This is a genomic window from Streptomyces sp. IBSBF 3136 (assembly GCF_036815105.1).
In the GTDB taxonomy this organism is placed as follows: Bacteria; Actinomycetota; Actinomycetes; order Streptomycetales; family Streptomycetaceae; genus Streptomyces.
Genome location: NZ_JAJSZC010000099.1, coordinates 1 through 26850, shown reverse-complemented (window position 1 = coordinate 26850; position 26850 = coordinate 1). Strand labels below are relative to the sequence as shown.

At 74.2% G+C, this 26850-nt stretch carries 27 protein-coding genes; 16 read left to right on the top strand and 11 right to left on the bottom strand.

Annotation, left to right across the window (positions count from 1 at the left end):
• The 5 genes from V7E45_RS21610 to V7E45_RS21590 form a co-directional block, all read left to right on the top strand.
• Positions 1 to 1599, top strand: a 1599-nt coding sequence (locus tag V7E45_RS21610; RefSeq protein WP_333775850.1) for a 4'-phosphopantetheinyl transferase superfamily protein, incomplete at its 5' end; no start/stop codon positions are given.
• Complete coding sequence (locus tag V7E45_RS21605) at positions 1596 to 1916, top strand: acyl carrier protein (protein ID WP_333775849.1); 321 nt, start codon at positions 1596 to 1598, stop codon at positions 1914 to 1916. The genes V7E45_RS21610 and V7E45_RS21605, both read left to right, overlap by 4 nt.
• Positions 1917 to 1919: 3 nt before the next feature.
• Positions 1920 to 2756 (top strand): alpha/beta fold hydrolase, encoded by an 837-nt coding sequence (locus tag V7E45_RS21600; protein ID WP_333775848.1) that lies wholly within the window; start codon positions 1920 to 1922, stop codon positions 2754 to 2756.
• Positions 2753 to 4000, top strand: a complete 1248-nt coding sequence (locus V7E45_RS21595) for a glycosyltransferase (RefSeq protein ID WP_333775847.1) — start codon at positions 2753 to 2755, stop codon at positions 3998 to 4000. The genes V7E45_RS21600 and V7E45_RS21595 overlap by 4 nt, the downstream gene beginning before the upstream one ends.
• A complete protein-coding gene (locus V7E45_RS21590; protein WP_333775853.1) occupies positions 4000 to 5067 on the top strand; it encodes a class I SAM-dependent methyltransferase in 1068 nt (355 codons plus the stop codon). Before V7E45_RS21595 ends, V7E45_RS21590 begins: the two co-directional genes overlap by 1 nt.
• 152 nt (positions 5068 to 5219) lie before the next feature.
• Here V7E45_RS21590 and V7E45_RS21585 read toward each other — a convergent pair whose 3' ends face one another.
• Entirely contained in the window at positions 5220 to 6215 is a 996-nt protein-coding gene (locus tag V7E45_RS21585) for a lysylphosphatidylglycerol synthase transmembrane domain-containing protein (protein ID WP_333775846.1), read from the bottom strand.
• A gap of 572 nt (positions 6216 to 6787) precedes the next feature.
• On the opposite strand from V7E45_RS21585, the gene V7E45_RS21580 reads away from it, so the two are divergent.
• Positions 6788 to 7441, top strand: coding sequence for a DedA family protein (locus V7E45_RS21580; RefSeq protein ID WP_333775845.1), 654 nt, complete (start codon positions 6788 to 6790; stop codon positions 7439 to 7441).
• 7 nt (positions 7442 to 7448) lie between these two features.
• On the opposite strand, the gene V7E45_RS21575 is transcribed toward V7E45_RS21580, so the two are convergent.
• On the bottom strand, positions 7449 to 7976 hold the full coding sequence (locus tag V7E45_RS21575; RefSeq protein WP_333775844.1) for a gamma carbonic anhydrase family protein: 528 nt from the start codon (positions 7974 to 7976) through the stop codon (positions 7449 to 7451).
• 138 nt (positions 7977 to 8114) lie between these two features.
• Between V7E45_RS21575 and V7E45_RS21570 the strand changes: the two genes are divergently transcribed.
• Entirely contained in the window at positions 8115 to 8879 is a 765-nt protein-coding gene (locus V7E45_RS21570; RefSeq protein ID WP_333775843.1) for an acyltransferase, read from the top strand.
• A gap of 98 nt (positions 8880 to 8977) precedes the next feature.
• On the opposite strand, the gene V7E45_RS21565 is transcribed toward V7E45_RS21570, so the two are convergent.
• On the bottom strand, positions 8978 to 9835 hold the full coding sequence (locus V7E45_RS21565; RefSeq protein WP_333775852.1) for a DMT family transporter: 858 nt from the start codon (positions 9833 to 9835) through the stop codon (positions 8978 to 8980).
• Between the two features lie 167 nt (positions 9836 to 10002).
• On the opposite strand from V7E45_RS21565, the gene V7E45_RS21560 reads away from it, so the two are divergent.
• Together V7E45_RS21560 and V7E45_RS21555 are read left to right on the top strand one after the other, a co-directional pair.
• Positions 10003 to 10575 (top strand): helix-turn-helix domain-containing protein, encoded by a 573-nt coding sequence (locus V7E45_RS21560; protein WP_333775842.1) that lies wholly within the window; start codon positions 10003 to 10005, stop codon positions 10573 to 10575.
• A 43-nt stretch (positions 10576 to 10618) separates the two neighbouring features.
• Positions 10619 to 11176: a YbaK/EbsC family protein gene (locus V7E45_RS21555; RefSeq protein ID WP_333775841.1), complete on the top strand. Its 558-nt coding sequence runs from the start codon at positions 10619 to 10621 to the stop codon at positions 11174 to 11176.
• A 56-nt stretch (positions 11177 to 11232) separates the two neighbouring features.
• Here the strand turns inward: V7E45_RS21555 and V7E45_RS21550 are convergent, their stop codons facing one another.
• Positions 11233 to 12360, bottom strand: a complete 1128-nt coding sequence (locus V7E45_RS21550) for a cation diffusion facilitator family transporter (protein ID WP_443056125.1) — start codon at positions 12358 to 12360, stop codon at positions 11233 to 11235.
• A gap of 65 nt (positions 12361 to 12425) precedes the next feature.
• Between V7E45_RS21550 and V7E45_RS21545 the strand changes: the two genes are divergently transcribed.
• Positions 12426 to 12794, top strand: coding sequence for an ArsR/SmtB family transcription factor (locus V7E45_RS21545; RefSeq protein WP_333775840.1), 369 nt, complete (start codon positions 12426 to 12428; stop codon positions 12792 to 12794).
• Between the two features lie 89 nt (positions 12795 to 12883).
• Here the strand turns inward: V7E45_RS21545 and V7E45_RS21540 are convergent, their stop codons facing one another.
• Positions 12884 to 14536, bottom strand: a complete 1653-nt coding sequence (locus tag V7E45_RS21540; RefSeq protein ID WP_333775839.1) for an APC family permease — start codon at positions 14534 to 14536, stop codon at positions 12884 to 12886.
• A gap of 203 nt (positions 14537 to 14739) precedes the next feature.
• Positions 14740 to 15147: a CoA-binding protein gene (locus tag V7E45_RS21535; protein WP_333775838.1), complete on the bottom strand. Its 408-nt coding sequence runs from the start codon at positions 15145 to 15147 to the stop codon at positions 14740 to 14742.
• A gap of 153 nt (positions 15148 to 15300) precedes the next feature.
• Between V7E45_RS21535 and V7E45_RS21530 the strand changes: the two genes are divergently transcribed.
• From V7E45_RS21530 to V7E45_RS21510, 5 genes are all read left to right on the top strand, one after another.
• Complete coding sequence (locus V7E45_RS21530) at positions 15301 to 16293, top strand: hypothetical protein (RefSeq protein WP_333775837.1); 993 nt, start codon at positions 15301 to 15303, stop codon at positions 16291 to 16293.
• Complete coding sequence (locus V7E45_RS21525) at positions 16290 to 16841, top strand: SixA phosphatase family protein (protein WP_333775836.1); 552 nt, start codon at positions 16290 to 16292, stop codon at positions 16839 to 16841. Before V7E45_RS21530 ends, V7E45_RS21525 begins: the two co-directional genes overlap by 4 nt.
• Before the next feature lie 63 nt (positions 16842 to 16904).
• A complete protein-coding gene (locus V7E45_RS21520) occupies positions 16905 to 17531 on the top strand; it encodes a YigZ family protein (protein WP_333775835.1) in 627 nt (208 codons plus the stop codon).
• 131 nt (positions 17532 to 17662) lie between these two features.
• On the top strand, positions 17663 to 18826 hold the full coding sequence (locus tag V7E45_RS21515; RefSeq protein ID WP_333775834.1) for an exonuclease SbcCD subunit D: 1164 nt from the start codon (positions 17663 to 17665) through the stop codon (positions 18824 to 18826).
• Entirely contained in the window at positions 18823 to 21813 is a 2991-nt protein-coding gene (locus V7E45_RS21510) for an SMC family ATPase (protein WP_333775833.1), read from the top strand. Before V7E45_RS21515 ends, V7E45_RS21510 begins: the two co-directional genes overlap by 4 nt.
• Before the next feature lie 31 nt (positions 21814 to 21844).
• On the opposite strand, the gene V7E45_RS21505 is transcribed toward V7E45_RS21510, so the two are convergent.
• Positions 21845 to 22291 (bottom strand): Lrp/AsnC family transcriptional regulator, encoded by a 447-nt coding sequence (locus tag V7E45_RS21505; RefSeq protein ID WP_333775832.1) that lies wholly within the window; start codon positions 22289 to 22291, stop codon positions 21845 to 21847.
• Positions 22292 to 22385: 94 nt separating this feature from the next.
• On the opposite strand from V7E45_RS21505, the gene V7E45_RS21500 reads away from it, so the two are divergent.
• Positions 22386 to 22862: a rhodanese-like domain-containing protein gene (locus tag V7E45_RS21500; protein WP_333775831.1), complete on the top strand. Its 477-nt coding sequence runs from the start codon at positions 22386 to 22388 to the stop codon at positions 22860 to 22862.
• 78 nt (positions 22863 to 22940) lie between these two features.
• Here the strand turns inward: V7E45_RS21500 and V7E45_RS21495 are convergent, their stop codons facing one another.
• From V7E45_RS21495 to V7E45_RS21480, 4 genes are all read right to left on the bottom strand, one after another.
• Complete coding sequence (locus V7E45_RS21495; RefSeq protein ID WP_333775830.1) at positions 22941 to 24179, bottom strand: cytochrome P450; 1239 nt, start codon at positions 24177 to 24179, stop codon at positions 22941 to 22943.
• A gap of 34 nt (positions 24180 to 24213) precedes the next feature.
• On the bottom strand, positions 24214 to 25605 hold the full coding sequence (locus V7E45_RS21490; protein WP_333775829.1) for an NAD(P)/FAD-dependent oxidoreductase: 1392 nt from the start codon (positions 25603 to 25605) through the stop codon (positions 24214 to 24216).
• Complete coding sequence (locus V7E45_RS21485; protein WP_333775828.1) at positions 25595 to 25837, bottom strand: ferredoxin; 243 nt, start codon at positions 25835 to 25837, stop codon at positions 25595 to 25597. The genes V7E45_RS21490 and V7E45_RS21485 overlap by 11 nt, the downstream gene beginning before the upstream one ends.
• Positions 25838 to 25988: 151 nt before the next feature.
• Positions 25989 to 26609: a hypothetical protein gene (locus V7E45_RS21480; protein WP_333775827.1), complete on the bottom strand. Its 621-nt coding sequence runs from the start codon at positions 26607 to 26609 to the stop codon at positions 25989 to 25991.
• Positions 26610 to 26850 lie beyond the last annotated feature (241 nt).

The following is a 26850-nucleotide window of genomic DNA, read 5'->3' as shown; positions in this document are numbered from 1 at the left end:
GCCCTCCCCACTCCCGTCACGACGACCGTCCGCGTCTCCACCCGCGCCATGCCGTACCTGCTGGACCACTGCTTCTTCCCGCAGCGGCCCGGCTGGCCGGAGGAGGCGGACCGCTGGCCGGTCGTCCCGGCCACCACGATCGTCCGGCACATGATGGACGCGGCCGAGGCGGCGGCGCCCGGGCTGCGCGCGGTCGCCGTGCACGGGGCGCGGTTCGACCGGTGGCTCACCGCGACACCCCCCGTCGACGTGCCCGTCACGGTCACCCCCGACCCGGGCCACGCGGACCGGGTCGCCGTCACCTTCGGGCCCACGGCCCGCGCCGTGGTCGAACTCGCCCCGCGCCACCCGGCACCGCCCCCGTCAGGCCCGCGCCTCGACGCCCCAGAACGTCACCCCGAGCACACCGCCGCCCAGCTCTACCGCGACCGGTGGATGTTCCACGGCCCCGCCTTCCAGGGCGTCAGCGAACTCACCGGGATCGGCGACCGGCACATCCGCGGAGTGATCACCGCGCCGGCCGCGCCCGGCGCGCTGCTGGACAACGTGGGCCAGCTCCTCGGCTACTGGATCATGGCGAGCCGCACCGAGCGGACCGTCGTCTTCCCGGTGCAGATACGGCACCTGCGCTTCCACGGGCCCCATCCGGCACCCGGCACCCGGGTCACCTGCCTGCTGCGCGTCACCTCGCTCAGCGACACCGTCCTGGAGGCGGACGCGGAACTGACCGCCGACGGCCGGGTGTGGGCCCGGCTCACCGGCTGGCAGGACCGCCGCTTCGACAACGACCCGCGCACCCGGCCCGTCGAACGCTTCCCGGAGCGCCACACCCTCTCCGAGGCGCACCCCGGGGGCTGGGCGCTGGTGCACGAACGGTGGCCCGACCTGGCCTCCCGCGAGCTGATCATGCGCAACTCCCTCGGCGGCCCCGAGCGCACCCGGTACGCCGAACGCCCGCCGCGCGGCCGCAGACAGTGGCTGCTCGGCCGGATCGCGGTCAAGGACGCCGTACGGCAGTGGCTGTGGCGGCAGGGCGAAGGACCCGTCTTCCCGGCGGAGATACAGGTCGGCAACGACGAACTCGGCCGCCCGTACGTCACCGGCGTGCACGGCCGCGCCCTGCCCCCGCTGGACGTCTCCCTCGCCCACCGGGCCGAGGCGGGCGTCGCGATCGTACGGCCGCACGCCCCCCACCCCGGCCCCGGCATCGACATCGAGGAGGTCAGCGCACGCGACCCCGCGACCCTCGCCACCGCCCTCGGCCGGGACGAACTCCGGCTGCTGCGCGCGCGGTCCGCCGACGACCCCGACGCCGAGGCCCTGTGGTTCACCCGCTTCTGGGCGGCCAAGGAGGCCGTGGCCAAGGCCGAGGGCGTCGGATTCGGCGGCCGCCCCAGGGACTTCACGGTGCTGGAGACCGCACCGGACGGCGGCCGGCTGGTGGTCGCCGGCCGCCTGGAGCGCGCCTACACCGTGCACTGCGCGCGGACGGGCAACCCGCCCGCCCTCCCGGCGCGCGCCTACGTCGTGGCCTGGACGACCGGACCGGCGGCTCACGACGGACAACACGACGACGCAGCCGAGGAGTACGCCCGATGAACCCCACCCAGCCGCTGCCCGCGCAGCCCACGACCGAGGCCGTCCTCGCCGACATCACCGGCATGCTCCGCACCCTTCTCGCGGAGTACGGCGAGGACGACGCGGAGATCGGCCCGTCCACCACCTTCAACCGCGACCTGGAACTGGAGAGCATCGACCTGGTCACCCTGGCGGCCCTGATGGAGGAGCGGTACGGACGGCGGGTCAACCTCGCCGAGTTCCTGGCCGGCATGGAGTTCGACGAGATCATCGAGCTGACCGTGGGACGGCTCGTCGAGTACGTGGTGCGGAGCCTGCGGAGCACGGAGGCGGGCTGACCCATGGCGATGATCGACGCCGGAGAGATCCGGCTGCACGTCCAGCGGACCGGCCCGGGGGACGGGCGCGCACCGCGCGCCACCGTCGTCCTCGTGCACGGGCTGCTCACCGACAGCCTGGCCAGCTACTACTTCACCGTCGCCCCCGCCTTCGCGGCGGCCGGCCTCGACGTCGTCATGTACGACCTGCGCGGGCACGGCCGCAGTGAACGCCCGCCGGACGGCTACACCCTCGACCACAACATCGACGACCTGGAGGCGCTCCTGGGCCGGCTGGGGATCACCGGGCCCGTGCATCTCGTCGGCAACTCCTACGGTGGCACCGTCGCCTTCGGCCTCGCCGCCCGCCGGCCAGCGCGCACCGCCAGCCTCACCCTGATCGAGTCCGAACCGGCGACCGCCGCCTGGGCCGTCAAGATGGGCGGCATCCTGCGCCGCGTGGTCACCCAGCTCGCGCACAACGAGCCCGACGCCATCGCCTGGATCACCGCCAACCGCGGCCACAACACCGCCCGGCTGGCCAAGGGCGCCGCCCGGCTCGCCCGCGAGACCACCCTGGGCCGCGACATCCCCGCGAGCCGGGTGCTGACCGAGGCGCAGATCAGGGCCGTACGCTGCCCGGTCCTCGGCGTGTACGGCGGCGACTCGGACCTGGTGGACCTGGTACCGCTGAAGGAGAGGCTGCTCACGGACTTCCGGCCGGTCGTCCTGCCGGGCCACGAGCACTCGGTGCTGGTCGAGGCGCCCGGCACCGTCGGCGGGCACGTCCTGGACCTGATCCGCTCCGTCGAGGGCGCAGGCGCAGGCGCAGGCGCCGGGGCCCGGGCGGGGACGCGGTGAGCGGGTTCCTGTTCGTCGTCCCGCCGCTGGTCGGACACGTCAACCCGGCCGTGGGCGTCGCCGCCAGGCTCACCGCACGGGGACACCGGGTGGCCTGGGCGTGCGCCGACCCGTCGCTGGTGCGCCGGCTCGCGGGCCGGGACGCCCTCGTCCACGCGTGCGCGGGGCCGGTGCCGGGCGTCGACGGCGCCGTACGGCCGCCGGGGCTGCGAGGCGCGGAGGCGTTGAGGTTCCTGTGGGAGCGGTACCTGGTGCCGCTCGCCGACGCGATGGCCCCCGGCGTCCACGCGGCCGTCGCCGACTTCCGCCCCGATGTCCTGGTCGTCGACCAGCAGGCGTTCGCCGGCGCCCTGGTGGCCGAACGGCTGGGCCTGCCCTGGGCGACCTCAGCCACCACCTCGGCGGAGTTCGCCGGCGCCTACGACGGGCTGCCCAAGGTCGCCGAGTGGCTGCGGGAGCGCCTGGCCGAGCTGCGCGCCCGGATCGGTGACCCGGTCGGCACCGCCGACCCGCGCTACTCGCCCCATCTGCTGATGGTCTTCAGCACACCCGAACTCATCGGCCCGCAAGCGCCGTTGGGCCCACGCATCCATTACGTCGGCCCGTCCCTCGCCGACCGCCCGGCCGGCCCCGGCTTCCCCTGGGAGTGGCTCGACTCCGGCCGGGCGAAGGTCCTGGTCACCCTGGGCACGGCCAACGCCGACGCAGGCCGCCGCTTCCTCGCGGAGTGCCGGGCCGCCCTGGGCGAGCGCGCCGACCGGGTGCAGGCGGTGCTCGTCGACCCGGGCGGCACCCTGTCCGACGGCGAGGCGGGCCGAGCACCTGCGCCGCGGACCCGGGGAGCGGACAAGGCGGACAAGAACGTGCTGATCCTGCCGTCCGTGCCCCAACTCCCGCTGCTGGAACGGATGGACGCGGTGGTGTGCCACGCCGGTCACAACACGGTGTGCGAGGCGCTCTGGCACGGTGTGCCGCTCGTGGTGGCGCCCATCCGCGACGACCAGCCCGTGGTGGCCGCGCAGGTCGTGGACGCGGGCGCCGGGGTCCGCGTCAGGTTCGGCAAGGTCACCGCACCCCGGCTGGGCGCGGCCCTCGACCGCGTCCTGTACGACCGCGTCCACCGGGCCGCCGCCGCCCGGGTGCGCACCGCGTTCCGCGCGGCGGGCGGGGCCCGCGCGGCCGCCGCCCACCTCGAACGACTGGCGGCCGACAGCAGCGGACGACAGGCCGAGGAGGGCCGATGATGAGAGAACCCGGCAAGAACGCCGAGCGGATCGCCGCCCTGCGGCCCGCCTACCGGACCGACCTGGCCGGCGGCACCGACCGCTTCCTCGGCCCCCGGAGTACCACCTGCCCCTGGTGCGGCTCCGCCCGGCTGGCGGTCCGGTTGCGCACCACCGACCTGCTCCAGCACAAGCCGGGCCACTTCACCCTCGACCGCTGCGCGGACTGCGGCCACGTCTTCCAGAACCCCCGACTGACGGCGGAGGGGCTGGAGTTCTACTACCGCGACTTCTACGACGGCCTCGGCGAACAGCGCATGAGCGGCACGTTCGGCGGCCGCACCGCGATGTACCGGGACCGGGCTGAGGCGATGGCGCCCCACGACCCCACCCCGAAGAACTGGCTGGACGTCGGCACCGGCCACGGCCACTTCTGTGGGGCCGCCCGAGCCGTCCTGCCCGGCACCACGTTCGACGGCCTCGACTTCACCGACGGCGTCGAACTCGCCGCCCGCGAGGGGCGGGTGGCACACGCCTACCGCGGTGCCTTCCCCGACCTCGCCCCCGAACTGGCCGCCCGCTACGACGTGGTGAGCATGTTCCACTACCTGGAGCACAGCACCGACCCGGACCGCGAACTCCGGGCCGCCCACGAGGTCGTACGCCCCGGCGGCCACCTGCTCATCGAGGTCCCGGACCCGGAGAGCCGCTACGCCCGCCTGCTCGGCCGCTGGTGGCTGCCCTGGCTCCAGCCGCAGCACCTGCACCTCGTCCCGGCCGCCAACCTGCGACAGCGACTGACCGCGCTCGGCTTCACCGTGGTCGCCGAACAGCACGCCGAGCCGCACGACCCGGTCGACCTCCTCGCCGCCGTATGGCTGGCCCTCGACCACACCGCCCCGCGCGAGGACGCACCCTGGCTGCCCGAGCCCCCCGGCGCCCTGCGCCGCACCACCCGCACCGCACTCCTCCTGGCGGCTGTACCCGCCCTCGTCACGGCAACCCTCCTCGACCGCTTCGCGATCCGCCCCTTGTCCCGACGCCTCGGCCTGTGCAACGCCTATCGCCTGGTGGCCCGGCGCGAGTGAGGAGCGCTCCGCCGGCTCGGTCCGGGGTCCGGCCGCCGGCACCGGCTTCGCCTGTGCGCCGCCCACCGCCTCCCCGCCGGACTTGTCCGCGACTCCACCGCCTCGGCTCTCCGGCACCTGGTCCCTGTGCGCCCCACACGAGCGACCCCCGCTCACAGCACCTCGGACCGGATCAGTGCCGACAGCACCAGAGCGCCCGGCAGCAGGGGGAGCCAGTCGGTCAGCAGTCGGTAGCCGATCACGGTCGCGGCGGACAGCGCGGGCGAGCCGCCGAAGGCGACCAGCGTCCACACCAGTGCCGCGTCCACCACGAGACCACCGGGCGACGGCACCGCGCCGACCGCGGTGCCCGCCGCCAGCTGGGCGAGGACCACGTGGTGCCACGGCAGCCCCAGGCCGAGCGAGGCCCCCACGCACACCAGCACGCCCGCCTGGACCAGAGGCATCGCCACCGCCCCACCCCACAGCGCCAGCACCCGGCGGGGACGCCCGTGCACCACCCGCGCGTCGGTGAGGGCGGCCCCGACGAACCGCGTCACCGGGCGCCGCGGCGGCCGTACGGCCATAAGGACCAGCCCCGCCACGGCGAGCACACCGCCCGCGACGGCGGCCGCCGGCAGCAGACCGCCGTCCGGCAGCAGGTCGCCCAGCCGCCTTCGGGCGGGCGTGCACGCCAGGAACAGCAGCAGCACCAGCGTCCTGGCGACGCACCTGGCCAGGGAGTAGAGGCCGATCGAGGCGGTCGCCCGGTGCAGCGGCACTCCGCGGGTGCGCAGGAAGCGCAGGGTGACGGCGTGCGCGCCCAGGCCGCCCGGCAGCGCGTGGTTGGCCGCGCCCGCCGCGAACTGCGAGGCCAGCAGCAGCCCCGCCGGCAGCCGGTCCGGGAGCGCGCCCTGCCGACAGCAGGCGGCGGCCACCCAGGTCAGACAAGTGAGCGCGGCCCCCGCCAGCAGCCACCAGGGGTCCGCGGCGGCCAGCCGTACGACACCCTCGTAGGCCACGGGCCGGTTGGCCAGAGCCCAGCCCCCCGCGAGCAGCAGGGGCGCCAGACAGAGGGCGAGCCGGACCGGCCGGGCCGCCATGAACGAGCCCCGGCGCACCGGAGCCCCGGGGAGGGAGCCGGCCGAGCCGGGCGAGGACGGAACCATCACCGGGGGGTGTGCGGGCGGGGTTGTCGCCTCAGGCCGCGAGCCCGGCGGAGGCGGCGCCGTCACCCGGTGCCGCGAGGCCGGCCGAGGCGAGTCCACGACTCGGTGGCAGGGGCTCGCCGTCCGCCGCTCGGCCCCCGGCGAGGGCAGCGCCGCCGCCGGGGCCTCGAGGACCGCCGAGGCCTGCGGGACCGCCGGGGGCAGCACCGCCGGCGCCGTAGACCCCGGCTCCGAGGTCGCCGAAGGCTGCGGTGCCGGCGATGTCGCCGACGGCGGTCGGACGAGGGGTGACAGTGGGGTGCGCGGAGACAGTCGGGACACGGGGAAGTCGTCCTTCCGCGGTGGGTCCCTGGGCAGGGACCTGGGGGAGGCGGAGCGGCGAGACCTCCGGGAGCCTTCCCCTCCCGCGTGACACCGGGGTGTCCGGGAACCGACGGAGCGAGGGCGGGACGGTGCCGTGGGGCGCGTGCGCGGAAACCGCCGTACACAGTCGACCAGGTAGCCTTCCCATGGGGCGCGCTGCGCAAGCCACGCCCGGGCGGTCAGGATCGGCGACAGGGGAGGTACCCGCGGTGCACGTGCAGGAATGGCTCGACACGGTGCCCGCGGCCGCGGTCTACGCCGTGGTCGGCTTGGTGATCGGCCTGGAGAGTCTGGGCATCCCGCTGCCGGGTGAGATCGTCCTGGTGTCGGCGGCTCTGATGTCCTCGCAGCACACGGGCGTCAACCCCGTCGTGCTGGGCGTCTGCGCGACCGCCGGTGCCGTCATCGGTGACTCCATCGGCTACGCCATCGGCCGCAAGGGCGGACGCCCGATGCTGGCCTGGCTGGGCGCGAAGTTCCCCAAGCACTTCAGCGAGGGCCATGTCGCCACCGCCGAGCGCTCCTTCGAGAAGTGGGGCATGTGGGCCGTCTTCTTCGGCCGTTTCGTCGCCCTGCTGCGCATCTTCGCCGGCCCCCTCGCCGGCGTGCTCCAGATGCCGTACTGGAAGTTCCTGATCGCCAACGTCCTCGGCGGCATCTGCTGGGCGGGCGGCACCACGGCGGTCATCTACTACGTCGGCGTCGTCGCCGAGGACTGGCTCAAGCGCTTCTCGTACGTGGGCCTGGCGGCAGCGGTCCTGATCGGCCTGGCGTCCGCGCTGGTCATCAAGCGGCGGGCCAAGAAGGCCCAGCTGGAGCGGCAGGACCAGCGCGAGGCCGAACCGGTGGGCGCCGGGGAGTAGGCCCCGCCTACTCGTGCACCCCGCGGTGCGCCTTGCCCAGCTCGGCGTACATGGTCCCGTTGAGGGTGACCCCCTGCCGCTCCTCCTCGGACAGCGCTCGCTTCACCTTCGCGGGCACCCCCGCGACCAGCGACCCGGGCGGAACGACCATCCCCTGCGGGACCAGCGCCTGCGCGGCGACCAGCGAACCGGCCCCGATCACGGCCCCGTTGAGCACGGTCGCTCCCATCCCGACGAGGCAGTCGTCCTCCACGGTCGCCCCGTGCACCACGGCGTTGTGGCCGATGGACACCCGCTCCCCGACCCGCACCGGGAACCCGGGATCGGCGTGCAGGGTGCAGTTGTCCTGCACGTTGCTACTGGCGCCGACCTCGATGCTCTCGACGTCACCGCGCAGCACGGCGCCGTACCAGACGCTCACGCCCGGACGGAGCGTCACGTCCCCGATCACCGATGCCGTGGGCGCCACGAACACGTCCCCGTCGAGCCGGGGCTCCTTCCCGCCGAAACCCACGATCATCGCCTTGTGTGTCATCAGCTCTCCTCGGATCACCGGTGCTGCGCACTCCACGTGCTGCGCACCACACGTCTCCCGCACCGTACGACACCGGTGGGGCAAAGATCACAGCAGCCCGCCCTCATGCGGGAGGCTCCCGCCGAGTAACTTGAGCCCGTGCCGAAGAGCAAGAACACGTTCTCATCGTGGCGGGGCCGCGTAGCGCAGCGCGCCGTCCACGCGGCCTGGGCGTGGGTGCAGCGCACCGGTTCGGTGTCGGCCGAGAACCCCGGCGGCCTCCACTTCGGCTCGATCGGCGAGGCCACCCGGCTGGCCTTCCCGCTCGGCACGGTCTTCGGCGAACCATGGATCCACCTCGGCTCCCACTGCATCATCGCCGAACAGGTCACCCTCACCGCCGGCCTGATGCCGGACCTGGACCTCGGCCCCGACCCGATCCTGCGGATCGGCGACGGCGTCGTGCTCGGCCGGGGCAGCCATGTCATCGCCGACACCACGGTCACGATCGGCAGCGACTGCTACTTCGGCCCTTACGTCTACGTCACCTCGACCAACCACTCCTACGACGACCCGCACGAGCCCATCGGCCGGCAGTGGCCACGCATGGAACCGGTGGAGATCGGCCCGGGCTGCTGGATCGGCACCGGCGCGGTGATCCTGCCGGGCGCCCGGATAGGCCGGAACGTGGTCGTTGCGGCCGGCGCGGTGGTGCGCGGCACCGTGCCCGACCACGCCGTGGTGGCGGGAGCCCCCGCCCGGGTCGTACGCCGCTGGACCCCCGATGACGGCTGGCAGCCGCCGCTGCGGACCCCGGCGCCGGTGCCGCTGCCGGACGGGATCACGCCGGAGCAGTTGCGCGCGCTGGCCGAGCTGGACGAGGAAGGGACGGAGCGGCTGGCCCGCCTGGAGGCCGAGGGCTGACTCGGCGGGTCGTCGGCGGTCGTTCTCCGGTGACCTGGAGGCCGATGGCGGGTCGTCGGCGGCGGCGTCTCCCGGTGACGGTGAGGTCGACGGCCGAGTCAGCCGGACGCCAGCAGCAGCGTCCCGACCAGCGCGAGGCCCGCGCCCGCTGCCTGGACCGCGCGCAGCCGCTCGCTGAGGAAACCGCGGGCGGCGAGCGCGGTGACCACCGGGTAGAGCGAGGCCAGCACCGCTGCCACGGTGACCGGGCCGTGCTGCGCGGCGACCGCGTACGTGCCGTTGGCCGCCACGTCCGCCAGCCCGACGAAGGCCAGCGCCGGCAGCGAGGACAGTGCCGCACCGCCCTGGGACAGCGCGGGGGCGCGGCGCCGGACGGAGGCGTACAGGGCCGCGCCGCCCGCCGCGACGCTCGTCACCCGCTGCACGAACAGGGACAGGAACAGGCCGGCGACCGTCGTCGAGGCCTCCGTGATCAGCGCGAACACGGTGCCGAAGCCCAGCGCCGCGACCAGCGTGAGCAGAATCGTCCGCCGCTGCACCGGTGCGCCCCGCAACTGCGGGCCGCCCGCGAGGACGACGCCGGTGACGGCGACCGCGATGCCCGCGACCTGCACGGCCCCCGGGCGCTCGCCCAGCACCAGCCCCACCCCGACCGGGACGGCCACGCTCAGCGTCGCCAGCGGCGACACGACGCCCATCGGGCCCAGCGCCAGGGCCTTGTAGAACGAGAGCAGGCCGACCGGACCGGCCAGGCCGGCGGCGACCGCGAACCACAGGCGCGGGCCCACCTCGCTCCAGCCCCCCGTGGCCACCACGAGGACACCGAGCACCGCGGCGGCGATCGCCTGGGAGGCGACCACCACCGTCAGCGCGGGAGTGCGTCGCGTCAGCAGCCCGCCGCCGAAGTCGGCCAGACCCCACAGGAGGCTGGTGGTCAGGGCGAAGAACGCGGTCACGTATGCCTCGCAGTACAGTTCGGTGAACAAGCGGGTGCATCCCACCGTAGTTCTTTTCAGTGAACTGTGTCGACCACAATATTTGACCCCAAGTCTCGCGCCCGTTTTCTTTTCTCTTCGAACAGCCCCCTCTCCCTCTCCCGCTACTGGACGGAACCGGACGGAACGTGTCGGACCTCGAACTCCTGACCCAGTCCCTGGCGCGCAACGTCAAGCACTGGCGCGCGGTGCGCGGCTTCACCCTGGACGTGCTCGCCGCCCGGGCCGGTGTCAGCCGCGGCATGCTCATCCAGATCGAGCAGGCCCGCACCAACCCGAGCATCGGCACCGTCGTCAAGATCGGTGATGCGCTCGGCGTCAGCGTGACCACCCTGCTCGACTACGAGCGCGGTCCGAAGGTCCGGATCGTCCCCGCCGAGCGGGCCGTGCGGCTGTGGCACACCGAGGCCGGCAGCTACAACACGCTGCTAGCCGGCACCGAGGCACCGGGCCCGCTGGAGATGTGGGACTGGCGGCTGATGCCGGGCGAGCGCAGCCCCTCCGAACCGCACCCCGGCGGCACCGTCGAACTGGTCCACGTCACCGCGGGCGAACTGACCCTCACCGTGGACGGCGAGGAGTACCGCGTACCGGCCGGCGCGAGCGCCTCGTTCGAGGCCGACATCCCGCACGTGTACGCCAACACCGGGGACGTCCCGATGTTGATGGTGATGGCGGTCTCGGTGCCGCCCGTGAGCTGAGACGCCGCCACGGCGGAGGGCGCGGCCTTGTTAGCGTGCGGCCATGCGCGCACCCATCGGAGAATTCGACACCGCCACCCCCGCCCCCGACTGCCTGGACGAGCTGGTCGCCCCCGTCGCCGACGCCGTACGCCACTGGCGGGGCGGCGTCCCCGCCGACCGGATCGTCTACGTCGACACCGACCCGCGCTGGGCCGACACGGCCGTCTTCGTCGAGCACTACGGCCGCGAGCTGCTGGACAAGTCCGCGAACTGCGTGGTGGTCGCGGGCAAGCGGGGCGGCGAGACCGATTTCGCGGCGTGCCTGGTCCTGTCCACCACCCGCGTCGACGTCAACGGCGTGGTGCGCCGCCGACTCGGCGCCCGCAAGGCCTCGTTCGCGCCGATGGACACGGCGACCGGCGAGACCGGCATGGAGTACGGCGGCATCACCCCGGTCGGGCTGCCCGCCGGCTGGCCGCTGCTGGTGGACGCGGCCGTCGCCGACCTGCCCTACGTCCTCGTGGGCAGCGGGCGCCGGCGCGGCAAGCTGCTGATCCCGGGCAAGGCGCTCGCGGAACTGCCGGGCGCTGAGGTGATCGAGGGGCTCGGGGTCGCCTGAGCTCAGGCCGTCAGGTGGTGGGCCAGAGCTCAGGCCGTCAGGTGATGGGCCAGAGCTCAGGCCGTCAGGTGATGGGCCAGCGCCAGATGCGGGTCCCGCTCGCCCGGCGCCGGGGCCGGGTCCGCGTGCACCAGGGCGGCCGTGAGCCCCGGCACGGCGTGCAGCAGGGCGTGCTCGGCCTCGACGGCGATCGCGTGCGCCCGCCGCACCGTCGCCTCGCCGTCGACCACGACGGCCAGTTCGGCCCGCAGCCGGTGCCCGATCCACCGCAGCCGCAGCTCGCCCACCCCGCGCACGCCCGGCACCGTCCGCACCGCCTCCTCGGCCCGGTCCACCAGCGCCGGGTCGACGGCGTCCAGCACCCGCCGGAACACCTCCCGCGCGGCGTCCCGCAGCACCAGGACGATCGCCGCGGTGATCGCCAGACCCACGACCGGGTCGGCGTAACGCCACCCCAGGGCCGATCCGCCCGCGCCGAGCAGCACGGCTAGCGAGGCGAACCCGTCCGTGCGGGCGTGCAGGCCGTCGGCGACCAGCGCGGCCGAGCCGATCTCCCGGCCCACCCGGATCCGGTACCGGGCCACCCACTCGTTGCCCGCGAACCCGGCCAGCGCGGCCGCCGCGACCGCCGGCACGTGCGCGACCGGACGCGGGTCGAGCAGCCGTCCGGCGGCCGCCCAGGCCGCGAACGCGGCGGAGGCGGCGATGGTCAGCACGATCACCAGACCCGCGAGGTCCTCGGCCCGCCCGTAGCCGTAGGTGAACCGCCGGGTCGCCGCCCGCCGGCCCAGCACGAACGCGACGCCCAGCGGTACGGCGGTCAGCGCGTCCGCCGCGTTGTGCACCGTGTCCCCGAGCAGCGCCACCGAACCCGAGACGACGACCACCACCGCCTGGATCAGCGCGGTCGCGCCGAGCACGGCCAGCGACACCCACAGCGCGCGCATCCCCCGCGCCGAGGACTCCAGCGCGGCGTCCACCTTTTCGGCGCTCTGGTGCGAGTGCGGGGTGAGCAGATGGCCGAGCCGGTGGCGCAGGCCGCGGGAACCGGGGGAGGGGCGGCCGTGACGGTGGCCATCGCCGTGGCCGTGGTCGTGATCGCGCCGGTGGCCGTGGTCGTGGGGCGCGTGCCCCTGGTGACGGGGGTGCCCGCCGCCCGGGTGGTGTGCGTGCCGCTCGCTCACGTGGATCCCCTTCCGGTGGTGCCGGGAGATGGACGCGGGGGCGCCCACGGAGTCATTATGTGCGTATGAGCGCACGCATGCACCTATCACCTGCGCATCATGAGCAGCCGCGCACCCCGGGCGACACGCAGTTCGCCGTCGCCGCCGAGCTCCTCGCCCTGCTCGGCGACCGCACCCGGCTCACCCTGCTGCACGCCCTGACGGCCGGCGAGGCCGACGTGACCACGCTCACCGAGGCGTGCGCCGCCGCCCGCCCCGCCGTCAGCCAGCATCTGGCCCGGCTGCGCCTGGCGGGGCTGGTGACCACCCGCAAGGAGGGCCGCCGCGTGGTCTACGCGCTGCGCGACGGCCATCTGCGCCGCCTGGTCGACGAGGCCCTGAAGGTGGCCGACCACCGCCTGGCCGAGCGGACCGGCGAGCCGGAGACCTCCTGAGAGGCTGAACGAGCCCCCAGGACGACGGTGTCCCGTCGGCCACGGCGGAGCGCCGCGGCCGACGGGACACCGTCAGCGATCGCGAGTGGTCAGTGCGCCGGAGCGTCCGTGACCACGACCTCGTCGATGCTGCGCTCGATCGCCTCGGGCTTCGACGCGGTGGCCTTGGCCCAGTAGTAGATCCCGAGCGAGAACACCGCGACGACCAGGATGTCCCACCACAGCGGGATGGTGCCGTCGCCGCCGAAGGTGCTCAGGTAGGAGATCACGCCGAGGCCGACCAGGTAGGGCGGCAGCCACTGCGCGGCCTTGAAGTCCAGCCGGGGCGCGTCGGGCAGGTTCTTGCGGACGGCGTACCAGGCGTAGGAGCCGAGCAGCATGTAGCCGATCAGGATGGCGAAGCCCAGGCGCCACAGGGTGTCCCAGCCCGACCAGAAGATGATCAGGTTGGCGACCACGAAGGACAGCGGCGAGATGACCTTGCCGAAGGGCAGGCGGTACGGGCGCTCGTGGTGCGGCAGACGGTCGGCGAAGACGCCGTACGCCAGGGGCGCGCCCGCGTACATCAGGACGCTCGCCGAGGTGATGAAGCTGACCAGCTCCTGCCAGCTCGGGAACGGCAGGAAGCAGATCACGCCGGTCACGAACGAGATGACGAGGCCGAACCACGGCACGCCGCGCGAGTCCGTCTTGCCGAACACCTTCGGCGCGTAGCCGTTCTTGGCCAGGCCGTAGGAGATGCGGGAGGTGGCGGTGGTGTAGATCAGGCCGGTGCCGCCGGGGGAGATGATCGCGTCGGCGTACAGGACGATGCTCAGCCAGCCGAGGCCCACCAGGGTGGCCAGACCGGCCCAGGGGCCGCTGATGCCCGGGAAGTCGAGCTTGCCCCAGCCGTGCGCGAAGGAGCTGTGCGGCAGCGCGACGATGAACACGACCTGGAGCAGGATGTAGATCACCGAGCCGATGGCGACCGAACCGAGGGTCGCGCGGGGCAGGTCGCGCTTGGGGTTGCGGCTCTCGCCGGCGAGCTGGATCGCCTGCTCGAAGCCGAGCAGGGCGAAGATGATGCCGCTGGAGCTGATGGCGGCGAGGACGCCCTTGGCGCCGAAGGGCGCGAAGCCCTCCGAGGTGAAGTTGCCCGGGTGGAAGTTGCCGATGGCGATGACGAAGATCGCCGCGAGGGGGACGGCGATCTTCCACCAGGTGGCGGCACTGTTGGTGTGGGCGAGGACCCGGACGCCGAGGAAGTTGACCGCGACGAAGAGGGCCATCAGGGCGACTGCGACGACGATGCCGCTGGTCGTGAGCGTGCCGTTGGCGCGCTGCAGCCCTTCGGCCCACTGCCAGTGCTTGGCGTAGCCGATCATGGCCTCGACCTCGATCGGCGCGACCGTCGCGGCCTGGAGCCAGGAGAACCAGCCGAAGGACATGCCGGCCAGGCCGCCGAAGGCGTAGTGCGGGTAGCGGGCCGTGCCGCCGGCCACCGGGAACATGCCGCCGAGTTCGGCGTGCACGAGCGCCAGCAGCACGATGGCCACCGCGCCGATCACCCACGAGATGATCGCCGCGGGGCCCGCCACCACGACCGCCTTCTCGGCGCCGAACAGCCAGCCGGAGCCGATGATGGAACCCACGGAGGCCCACATCAGACCGATCAGGCCGACGTCGCGGCGCAGGCCGCCGCCTGGGCCGCCGCTCTGGTCCTTCGGGGCTATGGGCGCGGCATGGTCGACTTTCGCCATGTCAAGTGGCCTCTCAGATCGTAAACGCAGGATTAACGAGCAAGGACGCCACAGGCTAGGAAAGCTTTCCGCGCTTACAGAAGACTGTTTCCGAAAACTTGACCCAGGATCTTGCCTGTCTTGGGAAGAGCCTCTGTACAGGTCAGACGGCAGAGCAGAATGTCAATATTCAGCGGGAAATTGTGAGAAGACAGTGAGACACGCTAGCCGAGGCGTGGAATTTCGATGGCCGGGCAGCGATCCATTACCATGTCCAGCCCCGCCGCCCGGGTGCGCTCCCAGGCCGCCTCGTCGACCACGCCGAGCTGGAACCAGACCGCCTTCGCGCCCTTCCCGACGGCTTCCTCGGCCACCGCGCCCGCGAGGTCGCTGTTGACGAAGACGTCGACCACGTCCACCTCGAAGGGGATGTCCGCGAGCGAGGCGTACCCCGGCTCGCCGTGCACGGTCTCCGCCTTGGGGTGCACGGGCACGATCCGCTTGCCGAACCGCTGGAGCACCTGCGCCACCCCGTACGCGGCCCGGTCACGGTTCGACGACAGGCCGACCACCGCCCAGGTGTCGCCCAGCTCGGTCAGGATCCTGCGGATCGTCGCTTCGTCGCCGTACACGGCTGCCTCCTCCGGTCGCGCGGGAACGCGCGGGAATCTCTCGTCGTCGCAACAGCGCCCGCCAGGTGCGGATTCCCCCCGGTACCCCGCCACGGTGACCGGAATCGGCGCAAGGTGCCCGCGTACGGCCGCCCGCACGCCTACGCTCGGGCCGTGCTGCGCATCCTCGACGCCCGAACCGGTGAGCCCGTCGCCGCCGCGCCCGCCCGGCGCGGCCTGACCCGCATCGAGGCGTACGCCTCGGGCCTCGACCCGACGGCGCTGCGCGTGCTCCTCACCGCCGACCTCCTGGTCCGCGCCCTGGAGCTCGGCGGCACCCCCGTCTGGGCGATACTCACCGCCCCGCACCGGCCCGCCGAACTGCGCACGGCCGCCACCGCCCTGGCGATCCGCCCCTTCGAGGACGGCCGCGACCTCGCGTCGGGCCTGGGGGAGGCGCAGGTGATCCATGTGGTCGCCCAGGACACGCAGGGCCCACGGGGCGAGGGCCCCCTCCTCACCGTGGCGCCGGTGACCTGGACCGGGGCGGCGGGGCAGGATGAGGCGGGCGCGGTCGACGCCGCGGAGAGAGCGACCGACGGCGAGGTGGTCACGGTCGACGGTGCCCAGAGGGCGACCGACGGCGAGGTGGACACGGTCGACGGCGCGGCGGGGGCCCCGGACGGTGCGGGGCCCGGCGCCGGCCCGTCCGAGGCCGCCGGCCCCGCCACCCTGGACGCCGAACCGCCCAGCGAACGCCCGGCCCCGTCCGCCGGCCCCGCCGCGTCGGACGCCGTACCGCCCTGGGACCTCTCGGCGCTCCTCGCCGACCCCGCCGCCCTGCGCCTGAGTCTGCTGTCCGTGCCGCGCGGGACGCCGGTGCGGCTCGACCCCGCCGGTCTCGCGGAGGCCGCGCGGACCCTCGCCGGGTGGCGGCGCGCGGTCGCCGGGTGGTCCCGGCAGCCGTCCCGGCCGGTGCCCGAGGAGGTGCGGATGCGGTTGCGGGCCGCCTGGGAGGACGACCTCGACCTGCCCGGCGTGCTGACCGTGCTGCGGGACGTGGCGGACGCGCCGGGGCTGCCCGACGGTGCCCGGTTCGAGACGTACGTGTACGCCGACCGGCTGCTCGCCCTGGATCTCGCCCGTGACCTCGGGAGCCTCGCGTGATCGAGCGGGCGGGCGCGGGCCCGCTGCGCCGGCTCGTCGTACTGCGGCACGCCAAGTCCGCCTGGCCGGAAGGGGTCGACGACCACCGGCGTCCGCTCGCGCCGCGCGGCCTGCGCGACGCCCCGGCCGCCGGGCGGTTCCTCGCCGAGACCGACGCCCTGCCCGACCTCGCCCTGTGCTCCACCGCCGTACGTGCCCGCCGCACCTGGGAGCTGGCCGCCGCGCAGTGGGGCACGCCACCACCGGTGCGCTACGACCGGCGCCTGTACGCCGCCGACGTGCCGGACCTGCTCGACGTCGTGCACGAGGTGTCGCGCGAGGTGGAGACGCTGCTGCTGGTCGGCCACAACCCGGGCCTGGAGGAGCTGGTCCTGCGGCTGGCCGGCGACGGTCTGGACGACACGGTAGAGCGGGTCGGCGTGAAGTTCCCGACCTGCGCGATCGCCGTGCTGGCCTGGCGCGGCACCGGCTGGCCGGCTCTCGCTCCGGGCACGGCCCTGCTGACGTCGTTCACCGTGCCTCGCGGGAAGCGCAAGGGCGGCACGTAGCGGGCCCGTGGGGTGAGCCGCACCGCGATCATGGGCGGGCCGGCCCTCGCATAGGCTGGCGTGATGCAGGACGAGTACCGCACAGTCGCCCGCGCGGGCGTGCACGAGACCGAGATCAACCGCTCCCGTTTCCTGTGCGCCCTCGCCCCGGCGGCCACCGAACGTGAGGCCCAGGAGTTCGTCGCCGCCGTCCGCAAGGAGCACGCCGACGCCACGCACAACTGCTGGGCGTACGTCATCGGCGCCGACGCCTCCGTGCAGAAGGCCAGCGACGACGGCGAGCCGGGCGGCACCGCGGGCGTGCCCATGCTCCAGATGCTCCTGCGCCGCGAGATGCGGTACGTCGTCGCCGTCGTCACCCGCTACTACGGCGGCGTCAAGCTCGGCGCCGGCGGGCTCATCCGCGCCTACGGGGGCGCGGTCGGCGAGGCCCTGGACGCCCTGGGCACCCTGACCCGGCGCCGCTTCCGGCTGGCCACCGTGACCGTCGACCACCAGCGCGCGGGCAAGGTCGAGAACGACCTGCGGTCCACCGGGCGCGAGGTCCGGGACGTCCACTACGGCGAGGCCGTCACGATCGAGATCGGGCTGCCGGACTCCGAGGTGGACGCCTTCCGCGCCTGGCTCGCCGATGTGACGGCGGGCACGGCAGGCGTCGAACTCGGCGGGGAGGCCTACGGGGACGCGTGAGGTTCGCGTCACGCGCAGAGGTGATGAAAACCGTTAATCAGACATAACACCCAACGGTGGGCCGGGGTGTGACGGTCTGATACGGGAGTAACCGCCCGTGATGTCGGACCCGGCCGTTAGTCTCGGGGATCATGAGAGTCCTGCACACGTCCGACTGGCACCTCGGCCGGGCCTTCCACCGGGTGAACATGCTCGGGGCCCAGGCCGGGTTCATCGGTCACCTCGTCACCACCGTGCGCGAGCACGCGGTCGACGCGGTGGTCGTGTCCGGGGACGTGTACGACCGCGCGGTGCCCCCGCTCACCGCGGTCGAGCTGTTCGACGACGCCCTGCACCGCCTGGCCGGTCTCGGCGTGCCCACGGTGATGATCTCCGGCAACCACGACTCGGCGCGCCGGCTCGGCGTCGGCGCCGGACTCATCGACCGCGCGGGCATCCACCTGCGCACCGAACCGGCCGCCGCCGGCACCCCGGTCGTGCTGTCCGACGCCCACGGGGATGTCGCCTTCTACGGACTGCCGTACCTCGAACCGGCCCTGGTCAAAGACGAGTTCGGGGTGGAGCGGGCCGGCCACGAGACCGTGCTCGCCGCCGCCATGGACCGCGTCCGCGCCGACCTCGTCACCCGAGCCGCGGGCACCCGGTCCGTCGTCCTCGCCCACGCCTTCGTCACCGGCGGCAGCCCCAGCGACAGCGAGCGGGACATCACCGTCGGCGGAGTCAGCGCCGTCCCGGCCGGAGTCTTCGACGGCGTCGACTACGTGGCACTCGGCCATCTGCACGGCTGCCAGACCCTCACCGAGCGCGTCCGCTACTCGGGCTCGCCGCTCGCCTACTCCTTCTCCGAGGCCGACCACCGCAAGAGCATGTGGCTCGTCGACCTGGCCGCCGACGGCTCGGTCACCGCCGAGCGCCTCGACTGCCCCGTGCCGCGACCGCTCGCCCGCATCCGCGGCACCCTCGAGGACCTGCTCGCCGACCCCGGTCTCGCCCGCCACGAGGACGCCTGGGTCGAGGCCACGCTCACCGATCCGGTCCGCCCGGCCGACCCCATGGCCCGGCTCGCCGAGCGCTTCCCGCACACCCTCAGCCTCGTCTTCGCCCCCGAACGGGCACCGGACGACCCCGGGGTCTCCTACGCCCGCCGGCTCGCCGGCCGCAGCGACCAGCAGATCGCCCACGACTTCGTGGCCCACGTGCGCGGCGCCGGACCCGACGAGCGGGAGAGCGCCGTGCTGCGCGAGGCCTTCGACGCCGTGCGCGCCGACGCCACCGTGCGGGAGGTGGCCCGATGAGGCTGCACCGGCTCGACATCACCGCCTTCGGCCCCTTCGGCGGCTCCCGGAGCGTCGACTTCGACGCCCTGTCCGCCGCCGGGCTGTTCCTGCTGCACGGCCCCACCGGCGCGGGCAAGACCTCCGTCCTGGACGCCGTCTGCTACGCGCTCTACGGCTCCGTGCCCGGCGCCCGGCAGAGCGGCCAGGGCATGAACCTGCGCAGCGACCACGCCGAGGCCCGCACCCGCACCGAGATCCGCCTCGAACTCACCGTCGCCGGACGCCGGCTGGACATCACCCGGCAGCCGCCGTGGGAACGGCCCAAGCTGCGCGGCAAGGGCATGACCGTCGACAAGGCCCAGACCTGGCTGCGCGAGTACGACGCCCCCGCCCGCGCCTGGAAGGACCTCAGCCGCTCCCACCAGGAGATCGGCGAGGAGATCACCCAGCTGCTCGGCATGAGCCGCGAGCAGTTCTGCCAGGTCGTGCTGCTGCCCCAGGGCGACTTCGCCCGCTTCCTGCGCGCCGACGCCGAGGCCCGCGGCCGCCTGCTGGGCCGCCTCTTCGACACGCAGCGCTTCGCCGACGTGGAGAAGCGGCTCGCCGAACGCCGCCGTGCCACCGAGGCCCGGGTGCGCGAGGGCGACGCCGCCCTGCTCGCCGACGCGCACCGCATGCAGCAGGAGGCCGGCGACGCCATGGAGCTGCCCGAGCTGAGCCCCGGTGACCCCGGCCTCGCCGAGGCCGTCCTCGGTGCCGCCGCGGTGGCCCGCAGCACCGCGCGGGAGCGCCTCACCGTCGCCCGGTGCCGCCTCGCCGCCGCCGAGTCCGGCCACGCCGCGGCCGGGCGCACCCTGGAGGACGCACGCGAACTCACCCGGCTGCAGAGCCGGTTCACCGAGGCACGGCGGCGGGCCGAGCTGCTCAGGGAACGGGCCGGCGCCCACGAGGAGGCACAGGAGCGGATGCGGCGCGCCCGCAAGGCGGAGACCGTCGCACCCGCGCTCGACCTGCGGGAGGCCGCCGACGCCGAGCACCGCGCCGCCGCCACGGCCGAAGCACGCCTGCGCCTTGCGCTCCCCGCGGAGCACGCCGACGCCGGCCCCGCGGGCCTCGCGGCCGCCGCCCGCCGCGCCGCCGAGGAACTGGGCGGCCTGGAGTCCGCCCGGCGCGCCGAACAGCGGCTCACCGGACTCGCCGGAGAACGGGCCGGCCTCGACCGGCAGGAACGGGACGACGAGGAGGTGCTGCGCGAGGCCGACGCCTGGCTCGCCGAGTGGGACACCGCACGCGCGGACCTCCAGACCCGCATCGACACCGCCCAGGAGGCGGCCACCCGCGCCGAACAGCTCGCCGTCCGGCGCGACCCCGCGCGCCGCCGCCTCGACGCGGCCCGCACCCGCGACGAACTGGCCGCCGACCTGGAGCAGGCACAGCGCCGGGCCCACGCCTCCGCCCAGCACACCCTCGACACCCGCGCGCACTGGCTGGACCTCAAGGAACAGCGGCTGACCGGCATCGCCGCCGAACTCGCCGCCCACCTCACCGACGGCGAGCCCTGCGCCGTCTGCGGGGCCACCGAACACCCCGCGCCCGCCCGCAAGGTCGCCGGGCACGTCGACCGCGAGGCCGAGGAGCGCGCCCTCGCCGACCACCAGCGGGCCGGTGAGCGGCAGGCGGAGGACGAACGGCGCCTCGGCCTGGTGCGCGAGGCCCTGGCCGCGGCCACCGCCGAGGCCGGCGACACCCCCACCGACCGGCTCGCCGCCGAGGCCGACGAACTGGAGCAGGAGTACGCGCGCGCCCGCCGCACCGCCACCGCCCTGCACGCCGCCCACGAGGAGCTGCGGCGCGCCGAGCAGGAGCGCGAGCGACGTCAGACCGACCGCCAGCAGGCCGCCGTACGGACCGCGTCCCGGCTCACCCGACGCGAGACCCTGGAGCGCGAACAGGCCGCACTTCAGGAGGAGTTGACGCAGGCCCGGGGAAGCGCGGCCAGCGTCGCCGCCCGTGCCGCGCAACTGGAGCGGCTGGCCGGGCAGCTCGCCGACGCCGCCGACGCCGCGCGCACCGCCGAGGACACCGCCCAGCGGCTCAAGGATGCCGACGCCCGCCTCGCCGACGCCGCCTACCGCGCGGGCTTCGAGACCCCGCAGGCCGCGGCCGCCGCCCTGCTGGACGACGCGGCCCACCGCGAGCTGCAACACCGCCTGGACGCCTGGCAGTCCGAGGAGGCGGCCGTGCGCGCCATGCTGGCCGAGGCCGACACCGCTGCCGCCGCCCAGCAGCCGCCGGCCGACCTCGCCGCGGCACAGCGGGCGGCGGCCGAGACCGAACGGCGGCTGCGCGAGGCCACCTCCGCGTGCGACGCGGCCGCCCGTTGCAGCGCCGAACTCGACCGGCTGTCGGCCCGTGCCACCGAGGGCGTACGCCGGCTGGCCCCGCTGCGCGAGGAGTACGACCGGGTGGCCCGTCTGGCCGCCCTCACCGCGGGCACCTCCGCGGACAACGAACGCAGGATGCGCCTGGAGTCGTACGTACTGGCGGCCCGCCTGGAGCAGGTCGCCGCCGCGGCCACCGTACGCCTGCAGCGCATGTCGTCCGGCCGCTACACCCTCGTCCACTCCGACGACCGCACCGGACGCGGCCGCAGCGGGCTCGGACTGCACGTCGTGGACGCCTGGACCGGCCGCGAACGCGACACGGCGAGCCTCTCGGGCGGCGAGACCTTCTTCGCCTCCCTCGCCCTCGCCCTGGGCCTCGCCGACGTCGTCACCGACGAGGCCGGCGGTGTCCGCCTCGACACCCTCTTCATCGACGAGGGCTTCGGCAGCCTCGACGACCAGACCCTCGACGAGGTCCTCGACGTCCTCGACTCCCTGCGCGAACGGGACCGCAGCGTGGGCATCGTCAGCCACGTCCCCGACCTCCGGCGCCGCATCCACGCCCAACTGGAGGTCGTGAAGGACAGATCGGGGTCGTCACTGCGGCAGCGGGGCGTCTGACCCGCCTGCCCGGCGGGCGCGTGGGGCGAGGTCAGCGGCCCAGGGCGCGGCGCGGCAGGGGGGAGGAGTACACCACGCTCGTCGTCACGGATCCGAGGGTGCCTATGCGGCCCGTGACCTCTTCCAGGTGGGACATGGAGCGTGCGGCGACCTTGATGACGAAGCAGTCGTCGCCCGTCACGTGGTGGGCCTCCAGGATCTCGGGGGTCACGGCGACCAGGTCGTGGAACGGTTTGTAGTTGCCGTTCGGGTACCTCAGGCGCACGAACGCCATGATGGCGAGGCCCAGTCGCTCGGGGTCCACGACGGCCGCGTAGCCCTGGATCACGCCGGCCTCCTCCAGACGCCTGACCCGTTCGGTGACGGCGCTCGGTGACATGGAGACCTCGCGGGCCAGCTCGGCGTAGCTGGCCCGGCCGTCCCGCTGGAGGACGTCGAGAATGCGCCAGTCGGTGGCGTCCGGGGAATACGCGGTCATCCTGGATGGATAGCAGGGGAATCCCCGGCCGGGCAAGGGTCAGGCCGTGGATCGTCACTTCAGCGGGACGGCGACCGGCCGTAGATTCTTCGGCATGAGCACCGACACCTTCGTGAACCCCGTCCTGCGCACCGCCCCCGCCGCCCCCGCCGAGGCCGCGGCCTACTTCCGGGCGAGCCTCGCCTTCCACGCAGACGTCTCCGACGTCGCCGCCGTGCTCGCGGCCGGCGGCGACCCCGGCTTCGTCGTGGTCGACTCCCGCTCCACCGACTCCTGGGACCAGGGACACGTCCCCGGCGCCGTCCACCTGCCGACCGCGCTCATCCCCGAACAGGCCGGACAGCTCCTCGACAAGTCCGTTCCTGTGATCACCTATTGCTGGGGCCCCGGCTGCAACGGCGCCACCCGCGCTGCCCTCGCCCTGGCCGAACTCGGTTACCAGGTCAAGGAGATGCTCGGCGGCTTCGAGTACTGGGCGCGCGAGGGCTTCGCCTACGAGACCTGGCAGGGACCCGCGCGCCGGGACGCCGACCCGCTGACGGCACCCCTGGCAGGGGAGTGCGGCTGCTGACAGCCGTGGACGGTGCCGCCGCCGACGGCGGGCAACGGCTCAGCCGGCCGGCGCCCCCCACCCCGTCCCCGGGAGCGGTCACCGCAGGCCGTCGAAGGCGATGTTCAGATGCCGCGGGCCGCGCAGCACCGCGTTCGGCCGGTACGGCGGCGGGTCCTCGACCAGCCGGGGGTTCTCCAGCCGCCGGGCCAGCTCGGACAGCGCGATCTGGGTCTCCAGCCGGGCCAGGGGAGCGCCGAAGCAGCTGTGGATGCCGCTGCCGAACCCGAGGTGCTGGATGTCCTCGCGGTCCGGGTCGAACCGGTCGGGCTCCTTGAACCGCTCCGGGTCCCGGTTGCCCGCCGCGAGCATCAGCCAGATGCGCGAGCCCTTGGGGATGGTCGTCCCGCGCAGCTCGACGTCGGTGATGCAGGTGCGCTGCGGCACGATCTGCACCGGCGGCTCGTAGCGCAGCAGCTCCTCCACGATCCTCACCGACAGCCCCGGGTCCTCCCGCAGCCGCCCCAGGATCTCCGGGTGGCGCAGCAGCGTGAGCATGCCGTTGGTGATCAGGTTGACCGTCGTCTCGTGCCCGGCGATCAGCAGCAGCACCGCGGTGCTCAGCACCTCCATCATGGTCATGGCGCCGTCCGGGCCCCGGCTGCCCGCCAGGTCGGACAGCACGTCGTCCTGCGGCTCCTTGGTGCGCTGCTCCACCAGGCCGGCCAGGTACATGCCGAGCTGCATCCGCGCCTCCTGCGCGGTCTTCACGAACTCCGGGTCGGCGCTCTGCCGGGTGTCCGGGTCGAGGGTGGCGACCAGCGGATCGACCCAGGAGCGGAACCGGGGCTCGTCCTCGCGGGGCACGCCGAGCAGCCGGCAGATCACCGTCACCGGGAACGGGTAGGCGAACTGGTCGACCAGGTCGACCTCCCGCGCCTCCCCGAAGCCGTCGATCAGGCCGGTGACGATGCCGTCGAGCTCGCCCCGCATGTTCTCGATGCGGCGCGGCTGGTGCGGCGGCCCGAACGCGCTGTTGGCGATGCGCCGCAGCCGGTCGTGCTCGGGCGGGTCGAGGCGCAGGAACGACGGCGGCAGCCCGCCCGTCTCGTCGACCTGGGTCAGCACGTCGTCCCCGGCGGCGGCCAGGTTGGCGGCGTCCGAGCTGATCCGGGGGTCGTGGAGCAGCGCCTCGATGTCGTAGTAGGAGCTGACGACGTAGGGGCCGCCCTCCTCCTCCTGCAGCACCGGCGTCTTGCGGAGTTCCGTGTACAGCGGATACGGGTCGGCGCGGTTGGCGAAGTCGGTGATCTGGCGGAACAGCGGGGCTTGCGTCATGACACGTCCTAAGGCGTCGAGGCCGCTGCGGCGGTCAGTGCCGGGCCGGGGTGAATACCAGCTGCTGGTCGGCCGGTGAGTAGCCGCTCAGGGTCACGGTGGGGCCGTGGGTCGGCAGGGAGGGGTCGGGGAAGTCGGCCGGGACGGGCTGCCGGCCCTCGGGCCGCCGGTCCATCGTGGGGAACTCCACCGGGAACGGGGCGCCGCGCTCGATCTGCCGCCGGTAGAACTCCAGCCAGCGGTTGTTGTCGAAGCTGACCGCGGCGATCATGCGGCCCTGGTGCCCGTAGACGCCGACGAACCTGCGCTCGGCCAGTGACCCCTGCGTGATCATGATCTGGTCGCCCATGGGCGGCACCCCGACCGACTTGATGCTCACCCGGAACTGCGAGGACCAGAAGGCGGGCGTCCACAGGTGCGGTCGGCGGTCGGCGCCCCGGCAGATCATGTTGTGCGCGGCCGTCTCCGCCTGGGCGACGGCGTTGCCCCAGTGCTCCAGCGAGAGGAACTGGTAGCCGAACAGCGCGTGCGGTGACCGGGCCACGTCACCGGCGACGAACACGTCGTCGGTGACGATGCCCCGGAAGTCGAAGGCCCGGCAGCCCGCGTCGCAGGCGATCCCGCGCGGCCCGGCGCCGAGCCCGGAACCGGTCAGCCACTCGGTGTTGCGCAGCGAACCGAGCGAGACGACCACGACGTCGGCCTCGACGACGCTCTCGTCGGACAGGTGGACGGCCCGCACCCTGCCGGACGTGTCGCCCTCCAGCGCGGTCACCGTGACCCGGGTGCGCAGGTCCACACCGTTCTCGGTCTGCAGGTCGGCCGCGACCGCGCCGATCACCCCGCCGAGGGCGCCCACCAGCGGGGCACCGGCGCGCTCCGCCATGGTGACCTGAAGCCCCATCTCCCGGCAGGCGGAGGCCACCTCGCACCCGGCGAACCCGGCGCCGATGATGAACACCCGGCGGGGTCCGGCCTTCAGCTTCTGCAGCAGCCTGGCCGCGTCGTCACGGGTGCGCAGCAGGAAGACGCCGTCCAGGCGCGCCTCCGCCTCCTTCGGCCACGGCCGGGCGCGCACGCCGGTGGCGATGAGCAGCCGGTCGTACTCGACCTCGTCCCCGTCGGCCAGCCGTACCCGCTTGGCGCTCAGGTCGAGGCCGGAGGCCGGGACGCCGAGCCGCCACTTCGCGTCGATCTCCCGGCGGTGCGGCAGCTCGGTGTGGCGCGGTGACGCCATGCCCAGCAGCACCGCCTTGGACAGCGGCGGCCGGTCGTACGGCTCGTACGGCTCGTCGCCGATCAGGGTCAGCTCACCGGTGAACCCCTCGGCGCGCAGGGTCTCGGCGGCCCGCAGCCCGGCCAGCGAGGCGCCCACGATCACGATGCGGCCCTCGCGCCGGATCCATTCCACGTGATCAGCGGGCATCGGACGCCTCCCGGGCGGAGGCGGTGTTCTCGCCCACGCCGTCCAGACCGTCGGCCGTGATCGCCTGCACCGGGCAGGCGGCGACGGCGCGTGCCAGCCGCTCGCGCTGTTCCTCGTCCGCCCGCGGGTTGTAGATCAGCGACTCCTCGCCGTGCATGGCGAAGACGTCGGGCGCGAGGAACGCGCACTGCGCGTACCCCTGACACTTGTTGAGATCGACGACGAGCCTCATCGACGCTCCGCCCCTTCCGGTGGCCTGGTCCGGTGCGCCGCCGCGCCTCGCGCGGTCATCCCCGGACGGCGGTCATGTCCCGCTGGCCAGCATGGGAGCCGGGCCGGGGCGCCGCCCGCCGGGCCGGGCCGTCCGGGTGAGGGCCGCGGGGTCACGCGGAGGGAGCGGCCGCCGGGGCGGGCGCGCCCCGGGAGCCCGCCCGGCCGCCCACCATGAGGATGTGCACGCTGACCGCCAGCGCCCAGACGGGGAAGACGAGTTCCGACCAGGGCACGTTCGAGGAGAGGAAGAGCAGGACGAGTGTCGTCAGGAAGCCCAGCGCCGAGAGCGGGCGCGGCAGGACGCCGAGGCGGTGTCCCATCACCGACAGGGAGCAGACGAAGACCCCGGCCATGCGCATCGCGTACCCCGTCATCAGCGTGTACGCGAGATGGCGGCCGAAGTCCCACGCGACCGGCGAGGGCGCGGCGCCGGAGGGGTGCGACACGGCCAGGACGGCCCCAGCCGCCGCGGCGGCGCCGAACAGGGTGGCGGTGAAGACCAGCCCGCTGCCCAGGAAGACGGTGGCGAGGAACCTGTCCTCGACCGGCCCGACGTGGGCCCGAACGGCGCCGACGAACCACAGGAAGAAGATCCCGGCGAACGGCACCAGCTCCAGGGCCGCGCTGACCGCGCCGCGCTGTGCCGCGTCGGTGAACCCCGTGGCGGTGGCGGCGTCGGCGCTCGTCGGGATACCCAGCCGGATCAGCACGATCGCCGCGGCCAGCAGCACCGCGAACACCACGCCGGNGCGTCGGCGCTCGTCGGGATACCCAGCCGGATCAGCACGATCGCCGCGGCCAGCAGCACCGCGAACACCACGCCGGCCAGCCCGGCGGCCCGCGGGGTCTGCAGGGGCTGCTGCCCCGGCGCCTTTGCCTGCATGCCCGGTCCGCCTCCTCATGTCGGCTCCGGACACCAGCAAGCCGCCTGCCCGGGACGCGCGCCACCGGAGGACGGCCGTACGGCCGACC